Genomic DNA, 22989 nt, shown 5'->3' with positions numbered 1-22989 from the left:
CTGAGAAGCTTACAAGGAGAAATTGAGGCCCAGCGTGAAGGTGCGGGCGCGGGGGTACACCGAGAAATCGAAGCCCGGCGTGAGGGCCCCGCCATAGGCCGATACTTCGGGGTCGTTGCCGGAGTATTTGGTCCACGTCAGCAGGTTTTGGGCCGAGGCGTACACGCGCAGGCTTTGCAGGTGGGCGCGGCGGGCCAGCGGAGCCGGGAAGGTGTAGCCCAGGTTCACGGTTTTGAGGCGCAGGTAGGAGCCGTCCTCGATGATGCGGGTGGAGTACACGCGCGGGCCCTGGCCGCCCACGCGGTAGAGGTCGTTGGTGGGGTTGTCGATGGTCCAGCGGTTGGCGTAGCTGGCGAATTGGTTGAGGCCGGGCTTGAGCGCGCCGCCCTCGAAGATGATGCGGTTGGCGTTGAGGATGTCGTTGCCGTAGGAGAACTGCAGGAACACGTTCAAATCAAAACCTTTGAAGGTAAAGTTGTTCGAGAAGCCGCCGATGAACTTGGGGTTGGGGTTGCCGATGACTTTGCGGTCGTTGTTGTCCACCACGCCGTCGTTGTTCAGGTCGGCGTATTTGATGTCGCCGGGCCGGATGCTGGTGCGCGTGATGCCGTTGTTGGGCACGCCGTCCTTGAGGGCGTACACGCCGGGCGACGTCTCGTTGAAGTCGCTGAGCTGGTAGTTGCCAATCCACTCAAAACCGTACATCTGCGCCACCGGCTGGCCCACCTGCGCGATGTAGGCCGGCACGTTGCCGTAGCCCGAGGCCGACGACCACGGCACGGTGGTCAGCAGATTGTCCTGGTTTTGCGACAGCCCGAGAACCTTGGTTTTGTTGAAGGCGATGTTGAAGCTGCTGGTCCAGCCGAAAGCTTTCTGGGCCACGTTCACGGTGCCCAGCGTCAGCTCCAAACCCTCGTTCTGTACCGAGCCGATGTTCTGGAAGGCGGTGAGGTAGCCGCTGGTGGGAGGCAGCTGCGAGTTGAGCAGCAGGTCGGTGGTTTTTTTGCGGTAGAGGTCGGCCGTGAGGGTGATGCGCTGGTTGAAAAAGCCCAAATCCACGCCCAAATCGGCTTCGGCGGTGGTTTCCCATTTCAGATTGGGGTTGCCCAGCGCAATGGGCGCGGCCCCGCGCACGAACACGCCGCCCGGCGAGTACGACTCGGCCACCGGCAAGCTCAGGGTCGAAAACGAGGCGTAGTCGCCCACGCGGTTGTTGCCCGTCACGCCGTAGCTGGCCCGGATTTTTGCGTCCGACACCGACTTCAGCCCCTTCATGAAATCCTCCTGGCTGATGTGCCAGGCCACCGAACCCGAGGGGAAATAACCCCACTTCTGCCCCTCCGCGAAGCGCGACGAGCCATCGGCCCGGAACGAAAGCGTGAGCAGGTAGCGCGACAAGTAGTTGTAATTCACGCGCTCCAGAAACGACAGCAGCGTGTTCTGCCCCTGGTAGCTGGTGATGCTGTACGGCGTGCCGTCGCTCAACCCGTTGATGCCCAGGCTCTCATTCGGCACCAGCACCGAGCCGCCGCCCGACAGCGCCGTGCGGTTGCCCTGCACCGTGAAGCCAGTAACGGAATTAATCCGGTGCTTGCCGCTAAATAGCTTGTTGTACGTCAGCGTATTCTCGTTCACGTAGTTGTTCAGCTCCGTGAACACCACCGAGCCGTTCACGCCATTAAAGCCCTGCACGCTGTTGAGGTTGCCCGTGCGGGTGCTGGAGTTGTTGAAGGTTTCGTAGCGCAGCACGCTGCGGTTCACGCCGCCCGTCACGCGCAGCCGCAGCGAGCTGCCGATGAGATATTCGGCGTAAGCATTGGCCGTGAGCTGGTTGGTGATGCGGTTGCGCAGCTCGTTCTCGGCAGTCAGGCGCGGATTCCACTGGAAATTGGTAGCGGAGGTGACTTCCGCGTCCTGCTCGGCGTTGAGTAGCGTAGTCAGGTCGTTGCCGCCGTTGATGGGCCGGTAGCCATACAGGCTGGTGAGCAGGGCTAGGTCGGAGTTGCCCGCGCCGGCCACCGGCGTGCCGTATGAGGTGAAGTTGCTGTAGTTGGCATTCAGGCCGGCCCGCAGGTTGCGGTTCACGTCCTGGTCGAGGGTGAAACGGCCCTGGTAGCGCTTGAAACCCGAGGCGATGATGGTGCCCTTCTGGTCCAGTATCGAGCCCGAAACCGAGTATTTGGTGCCCTTGTTGCCGCCGCGCAGGGCCAGGTTGTGGCTCTGCATGGGCGCGATGCGCAGCAGCTCATCCTGCCAGTCGATGCTGGGTGCATTGCGGTAGCTGTCCAGCGTCTGGCCGTTTTTCAGGTACAGGTTGGCGGCGTTGATGGGGTCGTATTCGAGCTGGAGCTTCACGAATTCATACGGGTCCATCAGCTTGGCGCGGCTCAGGCTTTGCTGCTCGCCAAAGTAGCCGTCGTAGGTGATGGTGGGCGCGCCCTCGGTGCCGCGCTTGGTGGTCACGAGAATGACCCCGTTGGCTCCCCGCGAGCCGTAGATGGCCGTGGCCGACGCATCCTTTAGCACCTGAATGGATTCAATCTCGCTCGGATTGAGCGAGTTATTGTTGTAGCCCTCAATGGGAAAGCCGTCGATAACGTAGAGCGGCGAATTATCCTGCGTGATGGAGTTGCCGCCCCGGATGATGATGGCCGGGGCCGCGCCGGGCTGCCCATCGGGCGAGGCCACCTGCACGCCGGCCACGCGCCCGGCCAGCGCATCGTCGAACGACTTCACCGGGGCCTTGTTCAAATCCTCCACGTTCACCGAGCCCACCGAGCCGGTGAGGTCGCCGCGCTTCACCTCGCCGTAGCCCACCACCACCACTTCTTCCAGGCTCTGGGCGTCGCCTTTCAGCGTGATGTTCAGCAGCGTATTGCCCTTAATGGCACGCTCTACTTGCTGGTAGCCCACGTAGGAAAATATCAGCATCGCCTGGCTATTCGGGGCCTGGATGTTGAATTTTCCCTCGGCATCGGTCACGGTGCCCACGGTGCCGTCCTTCACGCGCACCGTCACGCCGATGAGGTTTTCGCCGGTCACGTCCTTCACCCGGCCCGTCACAGTGATGCCCTTGAGCACCTGCGTTTGGGCCTGGGCCTGCACCGGCAAGATGCCCGGCAGCAGCGCCAGCAGCACCAGCGGCGGGAGGGCGCGGCTCAGTCGGCGGGCCGGATTGTCTTTCGTAAAAAGAGGAAACATAGCTGTAAAAGCTAAAGGGTGGGAATTCTAAGCAGGTCGGCAGAGGTGCCGGCTGTTTTGGGGATTAAAGAAAATTCGCGGGTGAGATGAGGCTAAGCCACCCGCCGGATGGTGCCGCTGACGCCCAGCGCCACGGCCGCGCCCAGCGGCACGAGCAGCGCCGCCAGCGCGAAAAACGGCACGTAGCTGGTGCGCGTGAGCACCGGCACTAGCCAGGTAGTGAGCAGCGTGCCGAACACGGCCGCCGTTCCGCCCAGCCCCGCCAGCGTGCCCACCGACTTGCCCGAAAACAAGTCGCCCGGCAGGGTCTGGATGTTGCCAATCGTAATCTGGAAACCCATGAGAGCAAAGAAGATACAGCCCATGGCGTACTCCGGTGTAGTAGCCTGCGAGCTGAGAATCAGTGCCGGTAGCATGATGATGCAGCCCAGCGCGATGCAGGTTTTGCGCGCCCGGTTCACGGTGCTGCCACCCTTGATGAGCCGCCCCGACAACCAGCCGCCGCCCAGGCTGCCAATGGCCGCGCCCACGTACGGAAACCAGGCAAACGCGCCAATCTGCTTGATATCGAACTGAAACCGCTCGTGCAGGTAAATCGGCAGCCAGCTCACAAACAACCACCAAATGGGGTCGAGCAGAAACCGGGAGCCCAGCACCGCCCACGACTGCCGGTAACTCAGCAGCGTGCGGATGGGCAACGCCACTTCGGCCACGTCCGGCGCGGCCGGTGGCTGCCCGTCCAGGATATGCTGGCGCTCAGCCTCGGTCAACCAGGGGTGGGTGGCGGGCGTGGCCTTGTTCACAATCCACCACGGAATTACCCAAATCAAACCCAGCCCGCCGATGAGCAGGAAGGTGATTTTCCAGCCCAGCGAGCCATAGAAATACGCAATGAGCGGAGCCGAAACCACCGCGCCCACCGACGCCCCCGCATTGAACAAGCCCTGCGCAAACGCCCGCTCCCGCACCGGAAACCACTCGGCGTTCGACTTGGCCGCGCCGGGCCAGTTGCCGGCCTCGCCCAGCCCCAGAATGGCCCGAAACACCGCAAACGACACAAGCCCGCGCGACAGCGAGTGCAGCGCCGCCCCCACGCTCCACACCACAATGGAGAGCGTGAACCCGATGCGCGTCCCCACCTTATCAAACACCCGCCCCGACACGCTCTGGCTGATGGCATACGCCACCATGAAGAAGCTCACCACCAGCGCGTATTGGTTCTTGTCGAGCTGCAAGTCATTGGCAATCCCGGGCCACATTACAGCCAGCGCGTTGCGGTCGATGTAGTTGATAACCGTGGCAATGGCAATGAGCACGATAATCCACCAGCGCAGCCCTTCCACCTTGCGGGTGGCGGGCGGCGCAGGAGCCGGGGTGGGCGGCGGGGCGGTAAGTGGCTGCATCGGGTGGGATTTGGGATGGGGGAGGGTAGCGTTATTAAAAGAATGTCATGCTGCGCTCTGCATGACTGCCAGCCGATTTAGACTGCCGCAGCCGCCGGCGCGTATGCCGGGTGCCCGGTCATAAAATCCTCCCGGATGGGGCTGAAAATATCCAGCAGCACGCCGGCCTGGATGGCCGTGGCCCCGTGCGGCACATTGGGCAGGATGTAGTACACATCGCCCGTGCGCAGCACTTGAGTATCCTCGCCGATGGTCACGGCAAACTCCCCGCTTTCGATGTAGGTAATCTGGCTGTGAAAATGCTGATGGATGGGCCCCACGCCCCCGGTTTCGAAGTCGGCTTTCACCAGCATCAAGGTGTCGTCGTAGGCGAGAATCTTGCGCCGCACGCCGGGGCTCACGGCTTCCCAGGCAATGTCCTGGTCTTGAATAAAAGGAGTGCTGAAATACCGCATAAGAGGGTTGGATTCAGGTTAATTGGTGGTAGAAATATTGATTTAGCGGCCGGTGTGGCGCAGCTGGTAAGGGCCCTGCCAGCGCAGGGGCTGGCCGGCCACGGTGGCCTGGTGGGCTTTGGTGGCGGCGGCGTCCTGATTGGCGATAGCCAGGCGGTAGGTCCCGCCGCGCCGCAGCTGCACTTCCACCACCGTGGCCTCGGGGCTGTCGGCCAGCACTGTCACCCGGGCCACGTTGCTGCGCGAGCCGCTGGCTACTTCGGAGGTCGGATTGAATTCGCCGTGGCCCTCAATCACCGACACGAAAACCTGGTTCTGCGCCTTTTCGCGCACAATCAAAGCGGGTTCGGGGCGCAGGTTGAAGTTGGGGTCGGTGGCCCCGACGCGGGCCAGCACCAGATGCGTGGCCGTGTCGGTGGCCGTGCTCAGGGAGTAGAACTGGGGGCCGTTGAGCCAAGTGAGGGTGGCCACGCCGGGCGTGCGCACCGGCTGACTGACGGCCTCGCGCCAGAGATGCTGGTAGCCGTTCTTCAGCCCCACCGTCTGCCGGCTTGTGGCGAAGCTGTCGTATTTGAAGCTGGTCGAAATCAGCTGGCCCTGGTAGTACCACGGGAGGTCGTACTGGTGCGGCGCGGTGGCCTGCACTCGAAATACGTCCAGCACCAGCGGCTTGCCCGAGATACTGTCGAGCACCAGTGCCACGGTGCGTTGTAATTGCACGCCGGGGTAGGCGGTGTTCGCCTTCGCGCTTACCACCTGCGCCTTGGCGTTGCGGATATCGGCAAACCAAGCCTGGCCGGCGTTCTGCTCGGCCACACTTTCCTTGCCGCCGAAATCGGAGGCCTCGTCCACCACCAGCGTGTTGTGCGCGATGGTCTGGCTGCCCCAGGTTTTGGTTTCGGGCAGGTAGCGGCCGCCTTCTTTGGCCTCCACGTTGAGGAAGCGCACGGCCCCGTAATCCTGCAAAACCTCCCGCCCCTGGTCGTAAAGCACGATGCCGAGCTTATCGTAGTGCCCGTGCGACAGCCCGTGGCTGGTGTACTTGAAAATCAGGCTGGTCTGGGCATCTTGGGCCCCGGCGCGGAGTACGGCCAGGCCGCCCTCGGTGCCGGTGGGGCCGTCGGTGTAAAGGACGCTTTGGCGCTGGTAGGGCAGCAGGTTTTTGCCGGCTTCCTGCACCGCTTTGGCCACAGCCAGCCCGCCGGGGCAAATCATTACCTTGCCCTGCTGCTGGGCCAACCCCAGCAGGGTTTTATCAACACCGTAGTGCTGCGCGGCAATCGATACGGCCCCAATCAGCTCCTGCGTTGTCCAGTCCTTTTCCTTCAGCGCATCGTTGAGCGGGTAGTAGCGGCCATCGTTGTTGGTGAGCTGGAGCGACGAGTTCAGCGCCTTTTTCAGGATGCTGCCCCGGTACTCGAAAATGTGCAGCTCGGGCTGGTTGTTATCGATGGCCTGGGCAAACATGTAGAACGGCGACAGCGCGTAGCGCGAGTAGTACGGCCCCTCGGTGTAGTAGCCATCAGGCGAGAAAAGCCCGTTCAGCTGGGCCAGGAAGCCACTTTTGTCGTTGCCCGAGCTGCCGTGCACCGCCAGGTTTATCAGTTTCTGGTCGTGCATGGCGTAGCCCACCATGCCCACCCCGGCGGCCGCCCACACGCCGTGGTTATGCACGAGGTCAAACCACGATTTCAGGTCTTGGGTGAAGTAGCTGCACAGCGGCCGGAAGGCCCCGTCCTCAATCTGCTTGCGCTCGGCGGGCGTCAGTGTGTCATACACGGCATCGTAGCCCTGTGCGCTATACACCAGCCAGTTGGCATCGTTCAGCGCCTGGTGAAACAGCCGGCCCGGCGACGAGCTTTTGGCCTCCGGATGGTTTTTTAGGCCCGGAATCAGTTTGCTGTATTCCAGCAGCATATCGCGCACGAAGCGGGCGTACTTGCCGTCCTTGGTCATCTGGAAGCAGATGCCGGCGGCCTGCATGGCGTAGTAGTTGCGGGTGTGCTGCTCGTGGGTGTAGCCACCGGCGGGGTCCTTGGGCACGGGCACCGCAATGGGGCTGGAAAGGGCTTTGTCGGCCGTTTTTTGCAGGGCGCGGTAGCTTTTGTCGAACAGCGGATACTGGCCCTGGGCTTGCCGCAGCGCCGGTACCTCGGCCGCCGTGATGAGTAGCGCCGGGTGGCCAGGCGCAGGCGCACCGGCGCGGGCCGCTTCCGCAGCCAGCAGGCCGGCTACGGCCAGCACCAACCCCCGAATACGTCCTGTCCAGCGGCAACGCATCTGCCTAAATGAAGTAAGTGCCACCATTGATTTCCATCGAAGCGCCCGTGATGAATGACGACTCGCCCGACGCCAGATACGTCACCAAATCAGCCACTTCCCGGGCCTGGCCTTCGCGGCGCAGCGGCGTGCCGCCGGCCACCCGCTCGCGCACCTCGGGCTTGGTGAAGGTGTCGTGGAAGGCCGTGGCAATCATGCCCGGCGACACGGCATTCACCCGGATGCCTTTGGGGCCCAGCTCCTTGGCCAGGCCACGGGTCAGGGTTAGCACGCCGCCTTTGCCGGTGGCGTAGGCCAGGGCACCGGGGCCGCCGCCGTCGCGGGCCGCCTGTGAGGCGAAGTTGACGATGGCCCCGCCCTCCGTCATGTGCGGCACCACGGCTTTGCTGAGCAAAAACACCGATTTCAGGTTCACGTCAATCACGAAATCCCAGAAGGACTCATCCATTTCTTCCAGTGTCTTGCGGGCCACAAGGCCGCCCACCACGTTCACCAGAATGTCGATTTTTGGGCCGAAGGCATCGGTGCAGGTTTTCACCACTTGCGCTACATCAGCGGCTTTGGTCATGTCGCCCTGCGCGGCCACTACCTGGCCCGCGCCCAGCGCTTCAATCTGCTTTTTGGTTTCGTCCGATTCCGTTTCCGAGTCGAAATAATTGAAGCAGACGTTGGCGCCAGCTTTGGCCAAAGCGAGCGAAACCTGGCGACCAATGTCGCGGCCACCGCCGCTAACCAACGCTACTTTTCCTGATAAATCGTGCATGTGTGGGGAATTTTCGGGCCGAAGCCCAGGGTGTGATAATGGGTTGGAAGCGGGAAAGAATTATTGCGGAGTGAGATAACCCACCGGGCGGCCATCGGTGCCGGCCGTGAGCGCGGCCACCGGCGTTTTCAGGCGGTAGTCGAAGCGCTGCGGGGCCACGAAGGCGGTGGGCAGGTAGGTGAGCCTGGCGGTGCGCGGCGGGAATTTCGCCTCTACTTTGCCCGACTGGTAGAAATTGGTGCTCGCCAGCAGGTTGCTGGCTTTGCCCAATTCGGTGTATTGAATAGCCGGCCCGACCGGGGCGCAGTTGGCAAACAGGCAGTTCTGGATGGTGGAGCGCTGCACACCGGTGAGTTTCAGCACGGGACTACCGGCGGCAGTGCCCACGTTATCGAAGGTGCAGTGGTCCACGATGAGGAAGGGGCCGAAGGTGCTCTCGTCCTTGCCGCCGCGGTAGAGGTCGAGCGCCGTGCCGCGCACGTTGCGAAACAGGCAGTTGCGCAGAATCACCACTTCGGCGTTGTAGGTGCCGAGGTCCTGGGTTTCGGTGGCGAGGCTCAGCGCGCCGCCGGCCAGGTCATAAAACCGGCAGTTGGCAAACTGCACCGTATCGGCAAACGTAGCGGTGGTAGCCCGGAAAACCTGGCTGCCCGGGTCCTTCAGGTTATAAAATGCGCAGTTATTAGCCCACAGGCTGTAGTGGTCCAGCATAGCTTGGCCGCTGGGTTGAATGAGGCTCGTGGCCCCGGCCGCCGCGCCATCCAAGGCCAGGTTTTGCAGCCGTAGCGTGCCGCCGTTTTCAAACCGGAACAGCGGTTGCGCCCCCGTCGCGGCTAACACTGGCTGGACGCCTTTTTTAGCCCGAACCGTGAGCGGCACGGCCACCACCAGTGGCTGCGCCAGTGCATATGGCCCGGCCTGGGTCAGTTCGATAATATCGCCTGGTTTAGCCATTTGGCAGTTTTGGTGCAAGGCTTCGGTATTGGCAGCCGGCACCACGCGGCCGGTGCGCGGCGCGGCCTTCGCATCCTCGGGCCGGAACCAGCGGGGGCCGGCTTCGGCGGCTGTTAGGGGGCGGCGCAGGGTGGTTTTGAGTGCGCCTTTGGGCGTGGGCACCAGCAGGCCATCGGCGGATTTTTGCACCGTGAGTACGGCGGCGTCCAGTCCTTTTATGTCGGGACCTTTGCCGCTTATTTGCAGCGAATTATTGCTGAATGCCAGGCCACTGATGTCGTCGTAGACGTGAAACGGGTTGGACAGCCTGGGACTGTAGAAGACGTTGTCTTTCAGCGTGACGCCGGTAGGAGGGAGGCTCAGCTCGGCGCTTTTGCCGGCGGCCAGCTCCACGCTCTCACAGTTCACGAAGGTGTTGTTTTCGATGAGCACGTCGCGCACCGGGGCGTAGCGGTTGAGGGGCGAGTTCGGGATGCCATTCATGATGACCAGCGCCCCGCGAAAGTCGTGGCCGGTGAGGTCGGCGAAGTAGTTACCCGCCACGCGGTGCCCGGCGTTGATGACGCGCACGCCGCCCGTCTGCTCCTTGCCGTGGCCGAGGAAGTAGTTGCCTTCCACCACGTTGTTGTTGCCGTGGCGCAGCACCACCGAGCCTTCGCACTCCTCAAATAGGTTGCGGCGCACCATATTTTCGCCCGATTTGATGGAGATGATTTCCGTCTCGCCGTTGCAATGGTAGAAGTAGTTGTCTTCCACCACCGTGCGCGAGGGCGACAACGAGGTTTCGCCTAGCCCGATACGGATGGTTTCGCCGCCATTCGAGCCTAAGCGTGGGCGCGGGCCGAAAAAGTTGTGGTCAATCTGGTGGTGATTTTCGCGGCTTTCGGGCGTGGGCAATTCTACTACTATGGTCACGCCGCCGGTTTTCTTGCCCGCGATGTAGTTGTGGTCGAAGCGGTTGTACTGGCCGTAGAAGTGAATCCACTTGTCGTCCTTGTCGCTGCTGGGCCGGTTGAAATTGTCAATCACACATTCGGTCACGCGGCAGTGGTTGGCCAGCCCGTTGCTGCCGTCCCGAAACTCAATCACGCCACCCTTCGGCGCGTAGCCGTTGCGAAAATCCAGCCCCATCACCACTAGGTATTCCCCCGCCAGCCGCAGGCTCGACTGCCCGCGCAACTGCACTACGCCCGGCCGCTCTGCCCGCAGCACAATGGGGCGGGCGGCCGTGCCGTGGCCGCTGAATACCAGTGGCGCATCGGCCCACGGCCCGGCGGCCAGCACCAGCGTGTCGCCGGGTTGCAGTCGTGGCACCGCTGTCCGGAACGCCGCCACGTCCGTCACCCGGATGTTGGCGGCGCGGGCGGCGGTGCCACTCGTCAGCAGCGCCAGATACAGAAGCCATTTGCAGGAGGCCGGCATTCTTTATAAAATTCAATTGTTATTGAAAGGATGCAGCATTGGTGAGCCGCTTTGGTATTCCAAATGTATGCTTTCCCACAAACGATTCCAAGCTCAAAAATGCATTTAATAATCGTTTTAAGGCATTTTTAATGTGTGTTTGACCCGTGAAAACGTTACCGGCAACGTTACCGGCATCGATTGCGTAAAAACGAATTGTCCTTTGAAAAATTAAATTAATTTCAATCTGCAGCTCTCATTCCGGGCAACTGGCTAGATTTGCGTTGGCCTTTGTAGTGCCCGCACGGCTTTGTCCAGGGCGTGTTCACGCCTCCCGGTTCTCTTTGCGACGGCTCAGAATATCCTACCTTCTCCCTTCCCACCCATGCCCCTTCAGCGCCGCGAACGGCCGGCTAAACCGGCCACTATCAAGGATATTGCCCGTTCGCTGGGCGTTTCCATCTCCACGGTTTCGCGCGCCATGCGCGACTTTCCCGACGTGAACCCCGACACCAAGCAGGCGGTGCTGGACATGGCCAAGCAGCTCGATTACCAGCCCAACCAGGTGGCCCTGAGCCTGGTAACGCGGCACACGCACAGCATCGGCGTCATCGTGCCGAACCTGGATTACTTCTTCGCCACGGCCGTGCGCGGCATCGACGAAATTGCCCTCGAAGCGGGCTACACCGTCCTCACCTGCCAGTCGAACGAGTCTTACGGCCGCGAAATCACCAACACCCAGCGCCTGCTCAACAGCCAGGTCGATGGCCTCATCGTGTCCCTCTCCAGCGCCACCAGCAACGTGGACCACATGCGCCGCCTGATGACGCGCGGTGTGCCCCTGGTCCTTTTCGACCGCGTGGCGACGGACCTCGATGCCACCAAAGTGGTGCTCGACAACCACGACGGGGCCATGCAGGCCGTCAACCATTTGTTTGAGCAGGGCTGCCGGCGCATTGCCTACCTGGCCGGGCCGCCCAGCTTCTCCATCAGCAACCAGCGCAAGGATGGCTACCTCGCGGCCCTGCGCCAGCACGGCTTGCCCGTCAATGAGGACCTTATCATCCACTGTGAATTCGACCAGGCCCATGCCTACCGGGCTACCGAGCAGCTGCTGGCCAGCGGCCAGCAGCCCGATGCCATTTTCACCGTGAGCGACCGGCTGGCCATTGGGGCTCTGCTGGCGCTGCGCCACCGGGGCCAGCGCGTGCCCGAGGATGTGGCTTTGGTTGGGTTCAATGACGAGCCCGTGGCCAGTTTGCTCACGCCCACGCTATCAAGCGTAAGCCAGCCCGCATTTGAAATGGGCAAAGTGGCGGCCCAACTATTTCTGGAGCAGTTGAATAGCGAATCGATTCTGCCGCCGCGTACCATCGTGCTCAAGCCTGTATTGGTGGTGCGGGAATCCTCCCTGAAGCGAAGGCCATGACTGTAGTTCCCGCTCTGCACGGGCGGTAATGCTGCCATTCGCTGCCTATGGCTAGTTAAAAGCCCTCATTGCATAGCGCAGTGAGGGCTTTTTAGCAAAGCCGCTTACATGCCGTTTGGGTCACCTTGGCCAACGGGCCAGCGGCGGGCTATGCCTGCTTCATCATTCCGCGTTCCATCTCGGCTTGGTTGGCAGCAAATTGCTTTGCGCCAACATATAACCGGTGGCGACCCACCAGCCGCCAGGACCAGTTAGTTTGGGGCGGGGTGGCCAGTTATTTATCCCAACCAACCAAAAATAAAAGCGCCCCGACTTCCGTAGTCGGGGCGCTTTTTTGATGTCTCTGGGGTTTCCTCAGCTTTGCCAGCAGCTGGTGGCCGTATTCACAGCAGCAAGAAGCACACCGGCGCGCACAAACACAAGCATTTAGGCCAGGTTGTGATGTTATAAAATTGCGTAGCCTTTTTCGTGGCCGTACTACCGACTTTTGTCCCGATGCTGCCCATTGCTTTCGCGCCCTGCTATGCCCATCCGCTGCCCGCCGGCCACCGCTTTCCCATGCTCAAATACGAGCTGCTGCCCGAGCAGCTCCTGCACGAAGGCACCGCCACGACCGCCGACTTTTTCGTGGCCCAGCCCCCGCCCGATGAGGACATTCTGCGGGTGCACGATGCCGACTACTACCACCGCCTGCGCACCGGCCAGCTCACCCGGCAGGAGGAGCGGGCCACCGGCTTCCCGTGGTCAAAAGAGTTGTTTGAGCGCGAAATTACCATCCTGGGCGGCACCATTGAGGCAGCCCGGCAGGCGTTGGTGCACGGCGTGGCGTTCAACATTGCGGGCGGCACGCACCACGCGTTTAGGGCGCGGGGCGAAGGCTTTTGTTTGCTGAATGACCAAGCTGCGGCTGCGGCCTGGCTGTTGGCCCACGGCCACGCGCAAAAAGTTCTCATCGTGGACCTCGACGTGCATCAAGGAAACGGCACGGCCGCCATCTTTCAGCAAGAGCCCCGAGTGTTTACCTTTTCCATGCACGGTGGCCGCAACTACCCCGCCCGCAAGGAAACCTCCGACCTCGACCTGCCCCTTGCTGACGGCACCGACGACACTCAATACCTGAACATGCTAGCCGAAACCCTCCCGCGCCTCCTTGATGAAGTGCAGCCCGATTTCGTGTTCTACCTGGCCGGCGTGGATGTGCTGGCCACCGACAAACTCGGCCACCTAGCCCTCACCCGCGAAGGCTGCCGTCGGCGCGATGAACTGGTGCTCGGTCTGTGCCACCGCCACCGCCTGCCCGTAGTGGTGTGCATGGGCGGCGGCTATTCCGAGCGCATCATCGACATCGTGGAAGCCCACGCCAACACGTACCGCGTGGCGGCCGGGCTTTTCACTTGATGATAATCACCTGCCAGCGAAAGGCCCAGCGCCAGCGCAACTCATACTTCGTGATGCCGGCCCGCGCCAGCAGCGCCACCCAATCCTGCCGCCGGAAAGCGCGGGCTACCGACAGCGGCGCATCGTGCCGCACGAGGTAGGAGCCACCCAGCAGCCGCGTCAGCCACTTGATGCTGTGGTAGGCCAGCCAGTGCCGGTGCAGGTCGTTGATGACGACGGCCACACCGGCCTGTTGCTGCCACTGCCGCAGCAGTACCACCAGCTCTTCATCGGTAAAATGGTGGCAGAATAGGCTGCACGTCAGAATATCATAAGGCTGAGCCTGAAATTCCGGGGAGAAAATATCGAACTGCCGGTAGCTGATTTCGGGATATTCACGGCTTTTGGCTGTGGCGTACTCCAGCATGAATTGGTTGGCGTCGATGCCCGTCAATTTCACCGCAACGCCATTTTTACGGCCCCAAATAGCTACATGGCGTAGCGTGTCGCCTCCACCGCTGCCCAGGTCGGCCAGGCGCAGGGGCCGGCTGGTTGGGAATCGGCTTTTCAGGCGTTGCAGGGCATTGAGCACCGGCGCGTAGCCACCCAGCCAGGTATTGATGGTTTCCAGCTCGTCGAGGTTCTGGCGCAGGGCGTCATTCGCCAGCGTCAGGTCGTCCATCAGCTCCGGGCCGGAGGCTCGTGCTTCAAACATTCGCCGTGAGGAGTTGGGCAGTTTCGGTGGCCGCTTCTTCCTGCGGCTGGGGGCTCACGGCCAGATGCAGCAGCATGGCTTCCATCGTCAGGCCGGGGCCGAAGGCGAAGCTGAGCACCGGCGCGCCGTCATCGGCCGGGGTGGCGTGGGCCAGCACGTCGCGCAGCACATACAGCACCGTGGCCGACGACATATTGCCGTAGTCGCGCAGCACGCGGTAGGCGTGGCGGTTGTCGTCGTGGGTCAGGCCCAACTCGGTTTCGATGGTTTCCAGAATCTTGCGCCCGCCGGGATGAATGGCGAAGTGCCGGATGTCGCCCAGCTCCACCGGCAGGCTGGCCAGCAGCCCATCCGTCAGGCTCCGAATGCCGCGCTGAATCAGCTTCGGCACGTAGCTGCTCAGCGTCATCTCAAACCCAAAATCGTTGATGTGCCACGCCATGTCGTCGTGCCCATCGGGCTCCAGCCCGCAATGGAAGGCCTGCAAGGCCAGGCTGGGCACGCCGTTCGGCAGCGGCGCGGCTTGTACCAGGCAGGCCGCCGCCCCGTCGCCAAACAGTGCGTTGCTGATGAGGTGGTCCTCCTCGGGGCTTTTCTGGAAATGCAGCGTGCACAGTTCCACGCTCACAATTAGCACACGGGCTTCGGCATCGGCGCGGCAGAAGGCATCGGCCAGCTTCACGGCGTTCACAGCGGCGTAGCAGCCCATGAAATTCACGCAGGTGCGGCGCACGTCGCGGCGCAGGCCCAGCGCCTGCACCAGCTCAATATCCAAGCCCGGCGCATACATCCCCGTGCAGCTCACCGTGACCAGGTGCGTGATGCTGGCCGGTGCCACATCGGGTACCTGGCGCAGACACTCGCGCACGGCTTCGGTGGCCAGGGGTAGGGCCTCGCGGCGGTACACGGCCATGCGCTGGCCCACGCTCGGGAAGGGCTCCAGGGTGGGCGTGTTGGGGAAAAACGTGTAGTTGCCGTTGGTCTGGCCGTAGTCGGGCAGCACCGAATAGCGGTGCGCAATGCCCGAAACCCGGTACAGTGCCCGCAGCTTGCGCGTGTCGGCCTCGCCAAATTGCAGGGCCTGGGCCATGAAATCAGCAATTTGCGGCTGCGCGATACGGTGGGCGGGATTGGCAGTGCCAATGGCACCTAAGTAACTCGGCATTCCGGGAAGGATTTTCGGATTCTGAAAACGGATAATAACCACCGCGCCTAACGGCTGAAAGTACGGGTGGCCCCGCACATTGGCCCACTACTTACGGAAGAAGGCATGATTTTGCACATTTAGCCCTCGAAAAAGGCCAATAACATTTCGGCCTCATCTCCGCAACCCGGCGCGCGGCCGCCAGGTTTTAGAACGGCTGGCCGTGGGTGCGGCGCATCAGTGCCTGCACCGCGCCCGGCCAGTGGCGCAGGCTGCCTACCACCGCCTCGCTCAGCAGCGGCCCGCCAAACAAGCCTTGCACTGCCCGGCCCACCCGCAGCCGCGCCCCAAACTGCGCCTGCCAGGCCCGGGCATAGTCCGTTTCCATCTGCAGGCGGCTGGTGTGGCCCGCCAGGAAGCTGTCGGCCGCCGCCGCCGCCAGTGCTGCGCCGTGCAGCGCCATGGCCATGCCATTGCCGCACAGCGGCGTGATGAGGCCGGCCGCGTCGCCGCACATCAGCACATGCTGCTCCACGGGCTGCTTGGGGGCGAAGGATATTTCGTTGATGACTTCGGGCTGCGGATAAAGCACTTCGGCCGCATCCAGAATATCGCGTAGGCGCGGATTGCGGGCCAGCACCTCCCGTTCCAGCGCCGGAATGGTGCCGTGGTCTTTCAAATTCTGGCGCGTGCTGAGGTAGCAAAAACACAGCTTGTCTTCCTCAATGGCTGAAATGCCGGCGTAGCCATTTGCGAAATTGTGAAGCGCAATCACATCGCGCGGGAAGCCCGGCAGGCGCAGGTGGTACTTGACGCCGAGGTAGGGCGAGCGCTGCACGAAAAACGGCCGTTGCAACTGTCGGTCGAGGTTGGCGCGCTTGCCGTAGGTGCCCAGCACCACGCGGGCCGTGAGGGTGCGGCCATCGGCCAAGGTCACGGTGTGCCGGTCGGTGCCAGAGTCGAAGGCTACGTTCGTCACCGTGCTTTTCAGGTGAAAGGTGACGCCCGCTGCCAATCCTTTCTGGTACAGAAAGTCATCGAGCAAATAGCGGCTCACGCCAAAGCCACCCAGGTCGAGCGGGCTGGTGAGCGTCCGGCCGCCCGGCGACGACAGCAGGAATTTGGAAATGGCCGCCGGGCCCAATTCGGCCGGGTCGGCCCCGAGGCGGCGCAGGTAGGGCAGCACCTCGTTGCTCACGTACTCGCCGCACACTTTATGGAAGGGGTACTGCTTGCGCTCTACCACCGCCACCTGGTGGCCGCGCCGGGCCAGGTCCAGGGCCGCCGCCAAACCGGCCAGGCCCCCACCAATCAATAAAATATCCATTTAACTGGTCGGTGAAAAAAGAACAATGGAAGCGAAAGTAGGGTGGTTTATCGAGGTTTTCGGATATTCTGGCGTAGCTTACTGCAGAAGCGCCGTATCTTTGTCAACCAAAAGCAAGTTTTTCCGTTAATTCAACACCCGCCGCTCTTTCTACCCACCCACTAATTAATACTATGATGCAACGCCTACTCTTACCTCTGTTATTATTTGTCTGTCTTAGCCTCGGAATGGGGCCATTACTGCGCACGGTGCCCGCTGCTTCGGCCGCCACCATGCACCGCCACGGCCAGCAAACCCGGCCCGGCGACGACAAGACCCTCCTGGTGTACCCCAACCCCAGCACCGGCATCGTTCACCTCACCATCAACAACTTGCAGGGCAAGAAAGTGGAGCTGAGCGTACTGAACGTAATCGGCTCGGTGCTGTACCACGAAACCGTAACGGAATTCAACGACAAATATTCCCGCACGCTTGATTTGAGTAAGTTCGCCAACGGCCTTTACTACGTGCGGCTCGAGTCGGACAACACCAGCCAGATGTGCAAACTGGTTATTCGTTAATCCGCAATTAGGGCAATTAAGAGTCAATTATCGGACAATAAAAAAAGCAGCTTTCGGGCTGCTTTTTTTATTGTCAAAAGTGGGGGAATTACTGGGCGCGCACCGGGATGGGCGTAAGCATTTCTTCCACATTAGATACCGTTTTGAGTGCGAGGATGGCGGTGACCAGCAAGAGGCCAAGCATGAAAATAAACATAATGCTACAGAAAAATCGGGTGGATAAAAAGCAGCTTGTTTCAGCAATCTGCATCTGATGTGTTCAACCCCGAAAGGGCCGGCCGGGTTTCAATAAGATTAGGGCATTTGCAGTAGGGCCTGCACCACGCGCCGGGCATCGGCCCCAATGCCATTGAGCAGGGCCGAGTTGCGGCTATCGAGCCAGTCAAGCCCCAGAAAAGCCACGCCCGGCGCGGCCGTCAGGCCCCGCTGGTGCCGGGGCTGGCCATCGGCCTCCAAAATGGGCAATTCCAGCCAGTTATAGTCCGGGCGGTAGCCGGTGGCCCACACCACGGCATCGAGTGGGGGAGAGGCCTCCCGCTGGCCCTGAATGGCACCGGTGGGCAGCGCCGCTGTGGCCCGGCCGATGAACGTGGCCGCTGGCAGTTGGCGCAGGCGGGCTAGGTCGCCGCTCACCACGGGATCGGGCTGGCTCATCATCCAGCGGCCGAAGGCGGTGTGGCGCGGTATGCGCATCATGCCCGTGATGGCCAGCGTGGTCCACATGAACTGGTTGTTGGGCATTGCCGGGGTCTTTTCATCAAAAGCCACGAAAACCGGCCGGCCGGTGGCCGCGATGTCGGCCGCGATTTGCAGGGCGGAGTTGCCACTGCCCACCACGGCCACCGGGCCGCTGCCGGGCAACTGGCCGGGGCGGCGGTAGTCGCGGCTGGGCAGCTGGGCCACGGCGGCGGGCAGCTGATTGGCCCACGCCGGGATTTTGGGGTCGGTGTAGGGGCCGGTGGCCACAATCACGCTCCGGGCAGCGTAGGTGCGGCCGGCGGTGGTGTGCGCGTGGTAGCCGGGCTGGCCGGGGGCGACCGTCAGGCGAGTAACGCGCTGGCTGACATCAATTGGAAACGCGAAATGGGCGGCGTAATCGCGCAGGTAGGCGCTGGTTTCGGCACGGGTGGGGTAGCGGCGGCGGTTGCCGGGCCAGGGACGGCCAGGTAAGCCGCTGGCCCAGGCCGGCGAGAACAGGCGCAAGGAATCGTAGCGAGTATCCCAGGCGTGGCCGGCGGTGGAGGCCGCATCCAGCACCCGGAAATCGACGCCGTGCTGTTGCAGATAATAAGCCGCCGCCAAACCGGCCTGGCCCGCCCCAATCACCAACGTATCGGTGTGGATGAGTGAGAACGGGGCAGCCGGAGGCGTGGGCAGCGGCATACGCGTTAGGCTTGCTGCTCGGGGAACTCCGTGCGCAGGCCGGCCATCACCTGCTCCGTGACGGTGCGGATGAGGGTGACCTGCTGCGCGGCGTGCGCCGGGGCGGGCGGGGTTTCACCGAAGGCTTCGGCCTCCCGGATGACGTGGCGCAGGCTTTCCACGCCCAGGCCGTCGAGGGAGCTTTTGAGGTGGTGGGCGGCATCGCCGAGGGCTTCCCAGTCGCCTTTGGTCAGAGCCTCATCAAGGGCGGTGAGAATGGCGGGCGTGGTTTCGATGAACGCCCAAGCCAGGCGGCGCACGATGGTTTCGTCATTGCGCACCAGCTGGCGCACGTTGCTTAGGTTATAGAGGGGTGGAGCAGAAGCCATGGAAGGAGTGGTAAGGTAAGTAGGGGCGGGTTCGCTGACCTGGTTGTGGTGGGCCAGGACGGCGTGCATGATTTCGAGGAGCTGCTCTTCGCGGTAGGGTTTGGCAAGGTAGCCGGCAAAGCCGGAGGCTTGCAGGCGCTCGGCCTCGCCGGCCTGGGCGCGGGCTGTGAGGGCGATGACCGGCGTGGCGGCCCGGCTGGGGTCGGGGTGCTCGCGCAGGGCACGGGCGGCAGTTTCGCCATCCATGCCCGGCATCTGGATATCCATTAATACCAGGTCGAAGGTCCGATGTTCAAACAGCTTGATGGCGGCCGGGCCACTGGCGGCGGTGGTTACCTGCCAGCCCCAGTTGCGCAGCACGGTTTCGGCCAGCAAGCTGTTCACCAGGTTGTCTTCAACGAGCAGAATACGGCCGGCATCGGCCAGGGGCGCGGCCTCGGCCGGGGCAGCCACCGGCGTGGCGCTGGCGGCGGCCACCGGCTGAAAGGCCAGCGTGAACGCGAAAGTGCTGCCCTGGTTTACCTCGCTGCACACGCGTAACGCGCCGCCCATGAGCTTCACCAATCCTTCCGAAATGCTTAGGCCCAGGCCCGTGCCGCCGTATTCGCGGTCGGTGCTGGCAGCGGCTTGGGTGAAGGGCTCGAAGATTTTCTCCAGCGTTTCGGGGGCAATCCCCAGGCCGGTGTCGGTCACCATAAATTGCAGCCAAACCGTGCCGGCGGCCTCAGTGTGCTGGCGGGGACCGGGCACCACCCGGCAGCGCAGGCGGATGTTGCCGGTTTCGGTGAACTTGATGGCGTTGCTGACTAGGTTGAGCAGCACCTGGCGCAGGCGGTGGGCATCGCCCAGTACCTGCACGGCCAGCGTGGGCTTGTCGATGCGCAGGCTCAGGCCTTTTTCGCGGGCGCGGGGCCGCAGCAGGGCCGCGCAGCCGCGCAGCAGCTCGCCGGGGGCAAAGGGCATGGCCTCGGGCTGGAGCTTGCCCGCGCCGAGGCGGGCGGTGGTTAGCACGTCGTTCAGCACGTTGAGCAGGTGCTCGGCCGATTCGCCCAGCAGGCGCAGGTAGTCGTGCTGGCTGCGGCTGAGGGTGGTTTTCACCAGCACGCCCGTCAGGCCCAGAATGCCGTGCAGCGGCGTGCGGATTTCGTGGCTCATGTTGGCCAAAAAATCTTCCTTGGCCTGGGCATCCACCTGGGCCGTGGCAATGGCGCTTTCCAGGGCCTGCTGCGTGCTTTTGAGCTCGGTAATATTGCTGTCCACGCCCAGCACCTGGGCCGTGCCGTCGTCCTGCACAAAGAGCCGCTTCACGCTGCTGAACCATTCGATGCGGCCATCGGGGTTCGTGAACGACTCCTCCAGCGTCAGGTCCTGGCCGGTGGCGAGGACCTGCAGGTCTTGTTGCAGATAGCGGGCCGTGTCTGCCGTGGTCGGGATATCCGGTTTGCCAGCGTGCACCAGCTCCTCGGGTGTCAGGCCATACAAAGTGGCCAGCGCCTGGTTGGCCAGCAGGTAGTTGCCGTGCTCATCCTTCAGATAAATAGGATGCGGCAGGGCATCAATCACCTGCCGGAACAGGCGGTGCTGCTCGGTGAGGCGGGCGGTGGCGAGGCGGTGCTGCTCGTCGGCCGCCCGCTGCTCGGTGATGTCTTCGGTTACGCTGATGATGCTACTGGTCTGCCCGTGGGCATCGCGGCCAAAAGACGCCTGCGTGCTGTGCAGCCAACGAATGGAACCATCGCGGTGGCGGGCCGTGAACTCAATGGTCCGTACCTGGCCATCGGGTAGCTGGGCCACGGTTTCCAGGTTGGCCTGGTAGCGGGCCAGCGACTCGGGCGGCAGCAAGTGCGGCAGTATTTGGCCGGAGGGGAAAGCCAGAATCTCTTCGCTGGTGTAGCCCAGCAGGGTTTCGATGCGGCGGTTGGTGTAGGTGGTGCGCTGCAGGTGCAGGTCAAACACCGCCACCAAGTTGGGCACCACGTCCAGCACCTGCCGCAGCAAGTGGCGGCTCTGGCGCAGCTCATCCACGGCAGCGCGGTGGCGGGTCACGTCCTCGGCGCTCCCCATAAGCTCCCAGACCTGGCCTTCGGGCCCCAGCACACTGGCCCGCACCCGTAGGCGCAACAGGCGCCAGCTGCCATCGTGGTGGCGCACGCGGCAGTCCCAGCTGGCCGTTTTGTTCCGGGCCAGCAGCTGCTTAATGTCCGATTTTAAGAGTTGAGCCAGGGAATCCGGGTGCATCACCTGCTGGGTCAGGCCCTTGCCCAGGTCCAGCAGCGCCTGGGCCGAGTAGCCCAGCACGGTGTGGCAATGCCGGTTGCAATGCACCAGCTGGTGGTGCCGCAAGTCGTAGTTGAACAGGATGAGCGGAACCCGGTCGGCCAGCACCTGCGCCGGCATCGCCGCATCCGCTGGGGCGGTGGCGGTGTCGGCGGGAAGGGGCGGGGCGGGCGGCATCGTACGTTCGGCTACCCGCCGGGCAGCCGGCACAGCTAGCCGGCGGGCCAAACGAGGATAACGGGAGCGACGCATCAAAACAGAACTAAGCGTAACGTAAAATAATGCCGCAAGCAAATACAATGCGAGCCAATGAATCCGGAAACGACCCGCCAGCCTGCCATGCGGGGCTTAGCCGAGGTGCAATTCCTGCTGCTGTAACATACGATAAATAGTGGACTTGCCCATGTTCAGGCGGGCGGCCACGGCCAGTACGTCGCCGTTCATCTCATCGAGGCAGCTCTGCACGATGGCCGTGGTTTGCTCGCGCAGCGAGAGTTGGCTGCCGGGGCCAATGGTGGCTTTGCCGGCCCGCAGGGGCAGGTCTTCGCCGTGAATGAACTCGCCGTCGGCCAGCACGGTGGCCAGCTCCACCACGGCCTTTAGCTCGCGCACGTTGCCCGGGAAGGGATGTGCCTTCAACTGCTCGCGGGCCGAGTCGGTGAGCTGGCGCGGCGGCAGGTTGTTGAGCTGGCAGAAATCGCGCACGAACACCTCGGCCAGCATCAGCACATCGGCCCCGCGCTGGCGCAGCGGCGGTAGGGCAATGGGCAGGCCTAGCAGGCGGTAGTACAGGTCTTCGCGGAAACGGCCAGCCTGCACCTCCGTCAGTAAATCGCGGTGCGTGGCCACAATCAGGCGCACATCGAACGGGATGGGCTGGTTGCCGCCCACGCGGGTCACCTCCCGCTCCTGCAGCACGCGCAGCAGCTTGGCTTGCAGGCTCAGGTCGAGGTCAGCTATTTCGTCCAGAAACAGGGTGCCGCCGTTGGCTTCTTCCAGTCGGCCCACGCGGCGGGCCACCGCCCCGGTAAATGCGCCTTTCTCGTGCCCAAACAGCTCGCTTTCCACCAACTCGCGCGGAATAGCGGCCATGTTCACGGCCACGAAGGGCAGGCTGGCCCGGCTCGATTGAAAGTGAATAGCCTTGGCCACCAGTTCTTTGCCGGTACCGGTTTCGCCGCTCACGCTCACTGTGATGGTGGTGCGGGCGGCTTTGGTGATGAGCGTCTGCACGGCCTGCATCGACGCGTGCTCGCCCAGAATGGCCTGGCCGGCCCCGTGGCGCGCCCCAATCTGCTGGCGAAGCTGGGTATTTTCGCGGCGCAGGCACACCTGCTGCTCCACCTTGCCCACCAGGTTCCAGAGGCGGTCGAGGGTGTTCTCGTCCTTCACCAGATAGTCATAAGCGCCTTGCTGGAGCATATTGACGGCGGTACTCACATCCTCCTGGCCCGAAATCACCACCACCTCGGTGCCCCGCAGCCGCTCCCGAATCTGGCGCAGCACCTGCTCGCCCTTGGCATCGGGCAGCGAATAGTCGAGCGTGATAAAATCCGGCTTCTCGCCCAGCTGCTCCAGACACGCCTGCGCCGTGGTGAAGCGCGAAACGCTGTGGTTCGGGTTCTGGCTCAGCCGATGCATCAGCAGCTCGCCATACCACTCATTGTCCTCGACAACAAAAATCTTGAAAGGTAGAGCAGGTGTCATGCAGCAAGGGAGTGTGGGTGTCTAAGATAACGCCGCAGCAACCGAAAACTACCGGCTTACAGGCCGATTCACGGTGTTTACAACGAATGTTGTATTGGAAAAATTATATTACAAAAATACGCAACAAAAAGCATTTTGGGCTAAAAACGGCCTCAATAAGGCATATACGAACTGGAAATGCAATCGGATTGCAGGGTTATTATTTGTGAATTCCCATTTAAGGACAATATTCCAGTAATGGGAAA

General features: G+C 62.6%; 15 protein-coding genes. 3 read left to right on the top strand and 12 right to left on the bottom strand.

Features of this window, described 5'->3' with window-relative positions:
• Positions 1 to 9: 9 nt before the first annotated feature.
• The 6 genes from AAFH49_RS15245 to AAFH49_RS15220 all read right to left on the bottom strand — a co-directional run bounded on the left by AAFH49_RS15245 (position 10) and on the right by AAFH49_RS15220 (position 10478).
• Positions 10 to 3201: a SusC/RagA family TonB-linked outer membrane protein gene (locus AAFH49_RS15245; RefSeq protein WP_342299502.1), complete on the bottom strand. Its 3192-nt coding sequence runs from the start codon at positions 3199 to 3201 to the stop codon at positions 10 to 12.
• 92 nt (positions 3202 to 3293) lie between these two features.
• Entirely contained in the window at positions 3294 to 4604 is a 1311-nt protein-coding gene (locus tag AAFH49_RS15240) for an MFS transporter (RefSeq protein WP_342299501.1), read from the bottom strand.
• Between the two features lie 77 nt (positions 4605 to 4681).
• On the bottom strand, positions 4682 to 5059 hold the full coding sequence (locus tag AAFH49_RS15235; RefSeq protein WP_342299500.1) for a cupin domain-containing protein: 378 nt from the start codon (positions 5057 to 5059) through the stop codon (positions 4682 to 4684).
• 42 nt (positions 5060 to 5101) lie between these two features.
• Positions 5102 to 7339, bottom strand: a complete 2238-nt coding sequence (locus AAFH49_RS15230) for a heparinase II/III domain-containing protein (protein WP_342299498.1) — start codon at positions 7337 to 7339, stop codon at positions 5102 to 5104.
• A 4-nt stretch (positions 7340 to 7343) separates the two neighbouring features.
• Positions 7344 to 8102 carry an SDR family NAD(P)-dependent oxidoreductase gene (locus AAFH49_RS15225; RefSeq protein WP_342299496.1) on the bottom strand — a complete coding sequence of 253 codons (759 nt, stop codon included), beginning with the start codon at positions 8100 to 8102 and terminating at the stop codon, positions 7344 to 7346.
• A gap of 60 nt (positions 8103 to 8162) precedes the next feature.
• The gene (locus tag AAFH49_RS15220) at positions 8163 to 10478 is read right to left on the bottom strand and encodes a chondroitinase-B domain-containing protein (RefSeq protein WP_342299494.1); all 2316 of its coding nucleotides are present in this window, start codon (positions 10476 to 10478) and stop codon (positions 8163 to 8165) included.
• A 364-nt stretch (positions 10479 to 10842) separates the two neighbouring features.
• On the opposite strand from AAFH49_RS15220, the gene AAFH49_RS15215 reads away from it, so the two are divergent.
• Both AAFH49_RS15215 and AAFH49_RS15210 read left to right on the top strand, forming a co-directional pair.
• Entirely contained in the window at positions 10843 to 11886 is a 1044-nt protein-coding gene (locus tag AAFH49_RS15215; RefSeq protein ID WP_342299492.1) for a LacI family DNA-binding transcriptional regulator, read from the top strand.
• 495 nt (positions 11887 to 12381) lie between these two features.
• The gene (locus AAFH49_RS15210) at positions 12382 to 13284 is read left to right on the top strand and encodes a histone deacetylase family protein (protein WP_342299489.1); all 903 of its coding nucleotides are present in this window, start codon (positions 12382 to 12384) and stop codon (positions 13282 to 13284) included.
• Here the strand turns inward: AAFH49_RS15210 and AAFH49_RS15205 are convergent.
• The 3 genes from AAFH49_RS15205 to AAFH49_RS15195 form a co-directional block, all read right to left on the bottom strand.
• Positions 13277 to 13978 (bottom strand): methyltransferase domain-containing protein, encoded by a 702-nt coding sequence (locus AAFH49_RS15205; protein WP_342299487.1) that lies wholly within the window; start codon positions 13976 to 13978, stop codon positions 13277 to 13279. The genes AAFH49_RS15210 and AAFH49_RS15205 overlap by 8 nt on opposite strands.
• A complete protein-coding gene (locus tag AAFH49_RS15200; protein WP_342299486.1) occupies positions 13971 to 15143 on the bottom strand; it encodes a type III polyketide synthase in 1173 nt (390 codons plus the stop codon). Before AAFH49_RS15200 ends, AAFH49_RS15205 begins: the two co-directional genes overlap by 8 nt.
• A gap of 187 nt (positions 15144 to 15330) precedes the next feature.
• On the bottom strand, positions 15331 to 16449 hold the full coding sequence (locus AAFH49_RS15195; protein WP_342299483.1) for an NAD(P)/FAD-dependent oxidoreductase: 1119 nt from the start codon (positions 16447 to 16449) through the stop codon (positions 15331 to 15333).
• Positions 16450 to 16622: 173 nt separating this feature from the next.
• Between AAFH49_RS15195 and AAFH49_RS15190 the strand changes: the two genes are divergently transcribed.
• Positions 16623 to 17009, top strand: a complete 387-nt coding sequence (locus AAFH49_RS15190; RefSeq protein WP_342299481.1) for a T9SS type A sorting domain-containing protein — start codon at positions 16623 to 16625, stop codon at positions 17007 to 17009.
• 294 nt (positions 17010 to 17303) lie between these two features.
• On the opposite strand, the gene AAFH49_RS15185 is transcribed toward AAFH49_RS15190, so the two are convergent.
• From AAFH49_RS15185 to AAFH49_RS15175, 3 genes are all read right to left on the bottom strand, one after another.
• Positions 17304 to 18392 carry a flavin-containing monooxygenase gene (locus tag AAFH49_RS15185; protein WP_342299478.1) on the bottom strand — a complete coding sequence of 363 codons (1089 nt, stop codon included), beginning with the start codon at positions 18390 to 18392 and terminating at the stop codon, positions 17304 to 17306.
• Between the two features lie 5 nt (positions 18393 to 18397).
• Positions 18398 to 21289 carry a PAS domain S-box protein gene (locus tag AAFH49_RS15180; RefSeq protein ID WP_342299476.1) on the bottom strand — a complete coding sequence of 964 codons (2892 nt, stop codon included), beginning with the start codon at positions 21287 to 21289 and terminating at the stop codon, positions 18398 to 18400.
• A 96-nt stretch (positions 21290 to 21385) separates the two neighbouring features.
• Entirely contained in the window at positions 21386 to 22744 is a 1359-nt protein-coding gene (locus AAFH49_RS15175) for a sigma-54-dependent transcriptional regulator (RefSeq protein ID WP_342299473.1), read from the bottom strand.
• Positions 22745 to 22989: the final 245 nt, after the last annotated feature.

This window comes from Hymenobacter segetis (assembly GCF_038448715.1).
GTDB classification, from domain to species: Bacteria; Bacteroidota; Bacteroidia; order Cytophagales; family Hymenobacteraceae; genus Hymenobacter; species Hymenobacter segetis.
Note: the sequence above shows the minus strand (reverse complement) of the source record. Positions and strands in the feature narration are given on the sequence as shown.

What these genes read in the sequence shown, in the direction of transcription:
- AAFH49_RS15190 (WP_342299481.1), top strand. Translation starts at nt 16,623, where the DNA reads ATGATGCAACGCCTACTCTTACCTCTGTTATTATTTGTCTGTCTTAGC.
- AAFH49_RS15220 (WP_342299494.1), bottom strand. Translation starts at nt 10,478, where the DNA reads ATGCCGGCCTCCTGCAAATGGCTTCTGTATCTGGCGCTGCTGACGAGT.
- AAFH49_RS15180 (WP_342299476.1), bottom strand. Translation starts at nt 21,289, where the DNA reads ATGCGTCGCTCCCGTTATCCTCGTTTGGCCCGCCGGCTAGCTGTGCCG.
- AAFH49_RS15215 (WP_342299492.1), top strand. Translation starts at nt 10,843, where the DNA reads ATGCCCCTTCAGCGCCGCGAACGGCCGGCTAAACCGGCCACTATCAAG.
- AAFH49_RS15175 (WP_342299473.1), bottom strand. Translation starts at nt 22,744, where the DNA reads ATGACACCTGCTCTACCTTTCAAGATTTTTGTTGTCGAGGACAATGAG.
- AAFH49_RS15210 (WP_342299489.1), top strand. Translation starts at nt 12,382, where the DNA reads ATGCTGCCCATTGCTTTCGCGCCCTGCTATGCCCATCCGCTGCCCGCC.
- AAFH49_RS15205 (WP_342299487.1), bottom strand. Translation starts at nt 13,978, where the DNA reads ATGTTTGAAGCACGAGCCTCCGGCCCGGAGCTGATGGACGACCTGACG.
- AAFH49_RS15230 (WP_342299498.1), bottom strand. Translation starts at nt 7,339, where the DNA reads ATGCGTTGCCGCTGGACAGGACGTATTCGGGGGTTGGTGCTGGCCGTA.
- AAFH49_RS15245 (WP_342299502.1), bottom strand. Translation starts at nt 3,201, where the DNA reads ATGTTTCCTCTTTTTACGAAAGACAATCCGGCCCGCCGACTGAGCCGC.
- AAFH49_RS15240 (WP_342299501.1), bottom strand. Translation starts at nt 4,604, where the DNA reads ATGCAGCCACTTACCGCCCCGCCGCCCACCCCGGCTCCTGCGCCGCCC.
- AAFH49_RS15235 (WP_342299500.1), bottom strand. Translation starts at nt 5,059, where the DNA reads ATGCGGTATTTCAGCACTCCTTTTATTCAAGACCAGGACATTGCCTGG.
- AAFH49_RS15225 (WP_342299496.1), bottom strand. Translation starts at nt 8,102, where the DNA reads ATGCACGATTTATCAGGAAAAGTAGCGTTGGTTAGCGGCGGTGGCCGC.
- AAFH49_RS15200 (WP_342299486.1), bottom strand. Translation starts at nt 15,143, where the DNA reads ATGCCGAGTTACTTAGGTGCCATTGGCACTGCCAATCCCGCCCACCGT.
- AAFH49_RS15185 (WP_342299478.1), bottom strand. Translation starts at nt 18,392, where the DNA reads ATGCCGCTGCCCACGCCTCCGGCTGCCCCGTTCTCACTCATCCACACC.
- AAFH49_RS15195 (WP_342299483.1), bottom strand. Translation starts at nt 16,449, where the DNA reads ATGGATATTTTATTGATTGGTGGGGGCCTGGCCGGTTTGGCGGCGGCC.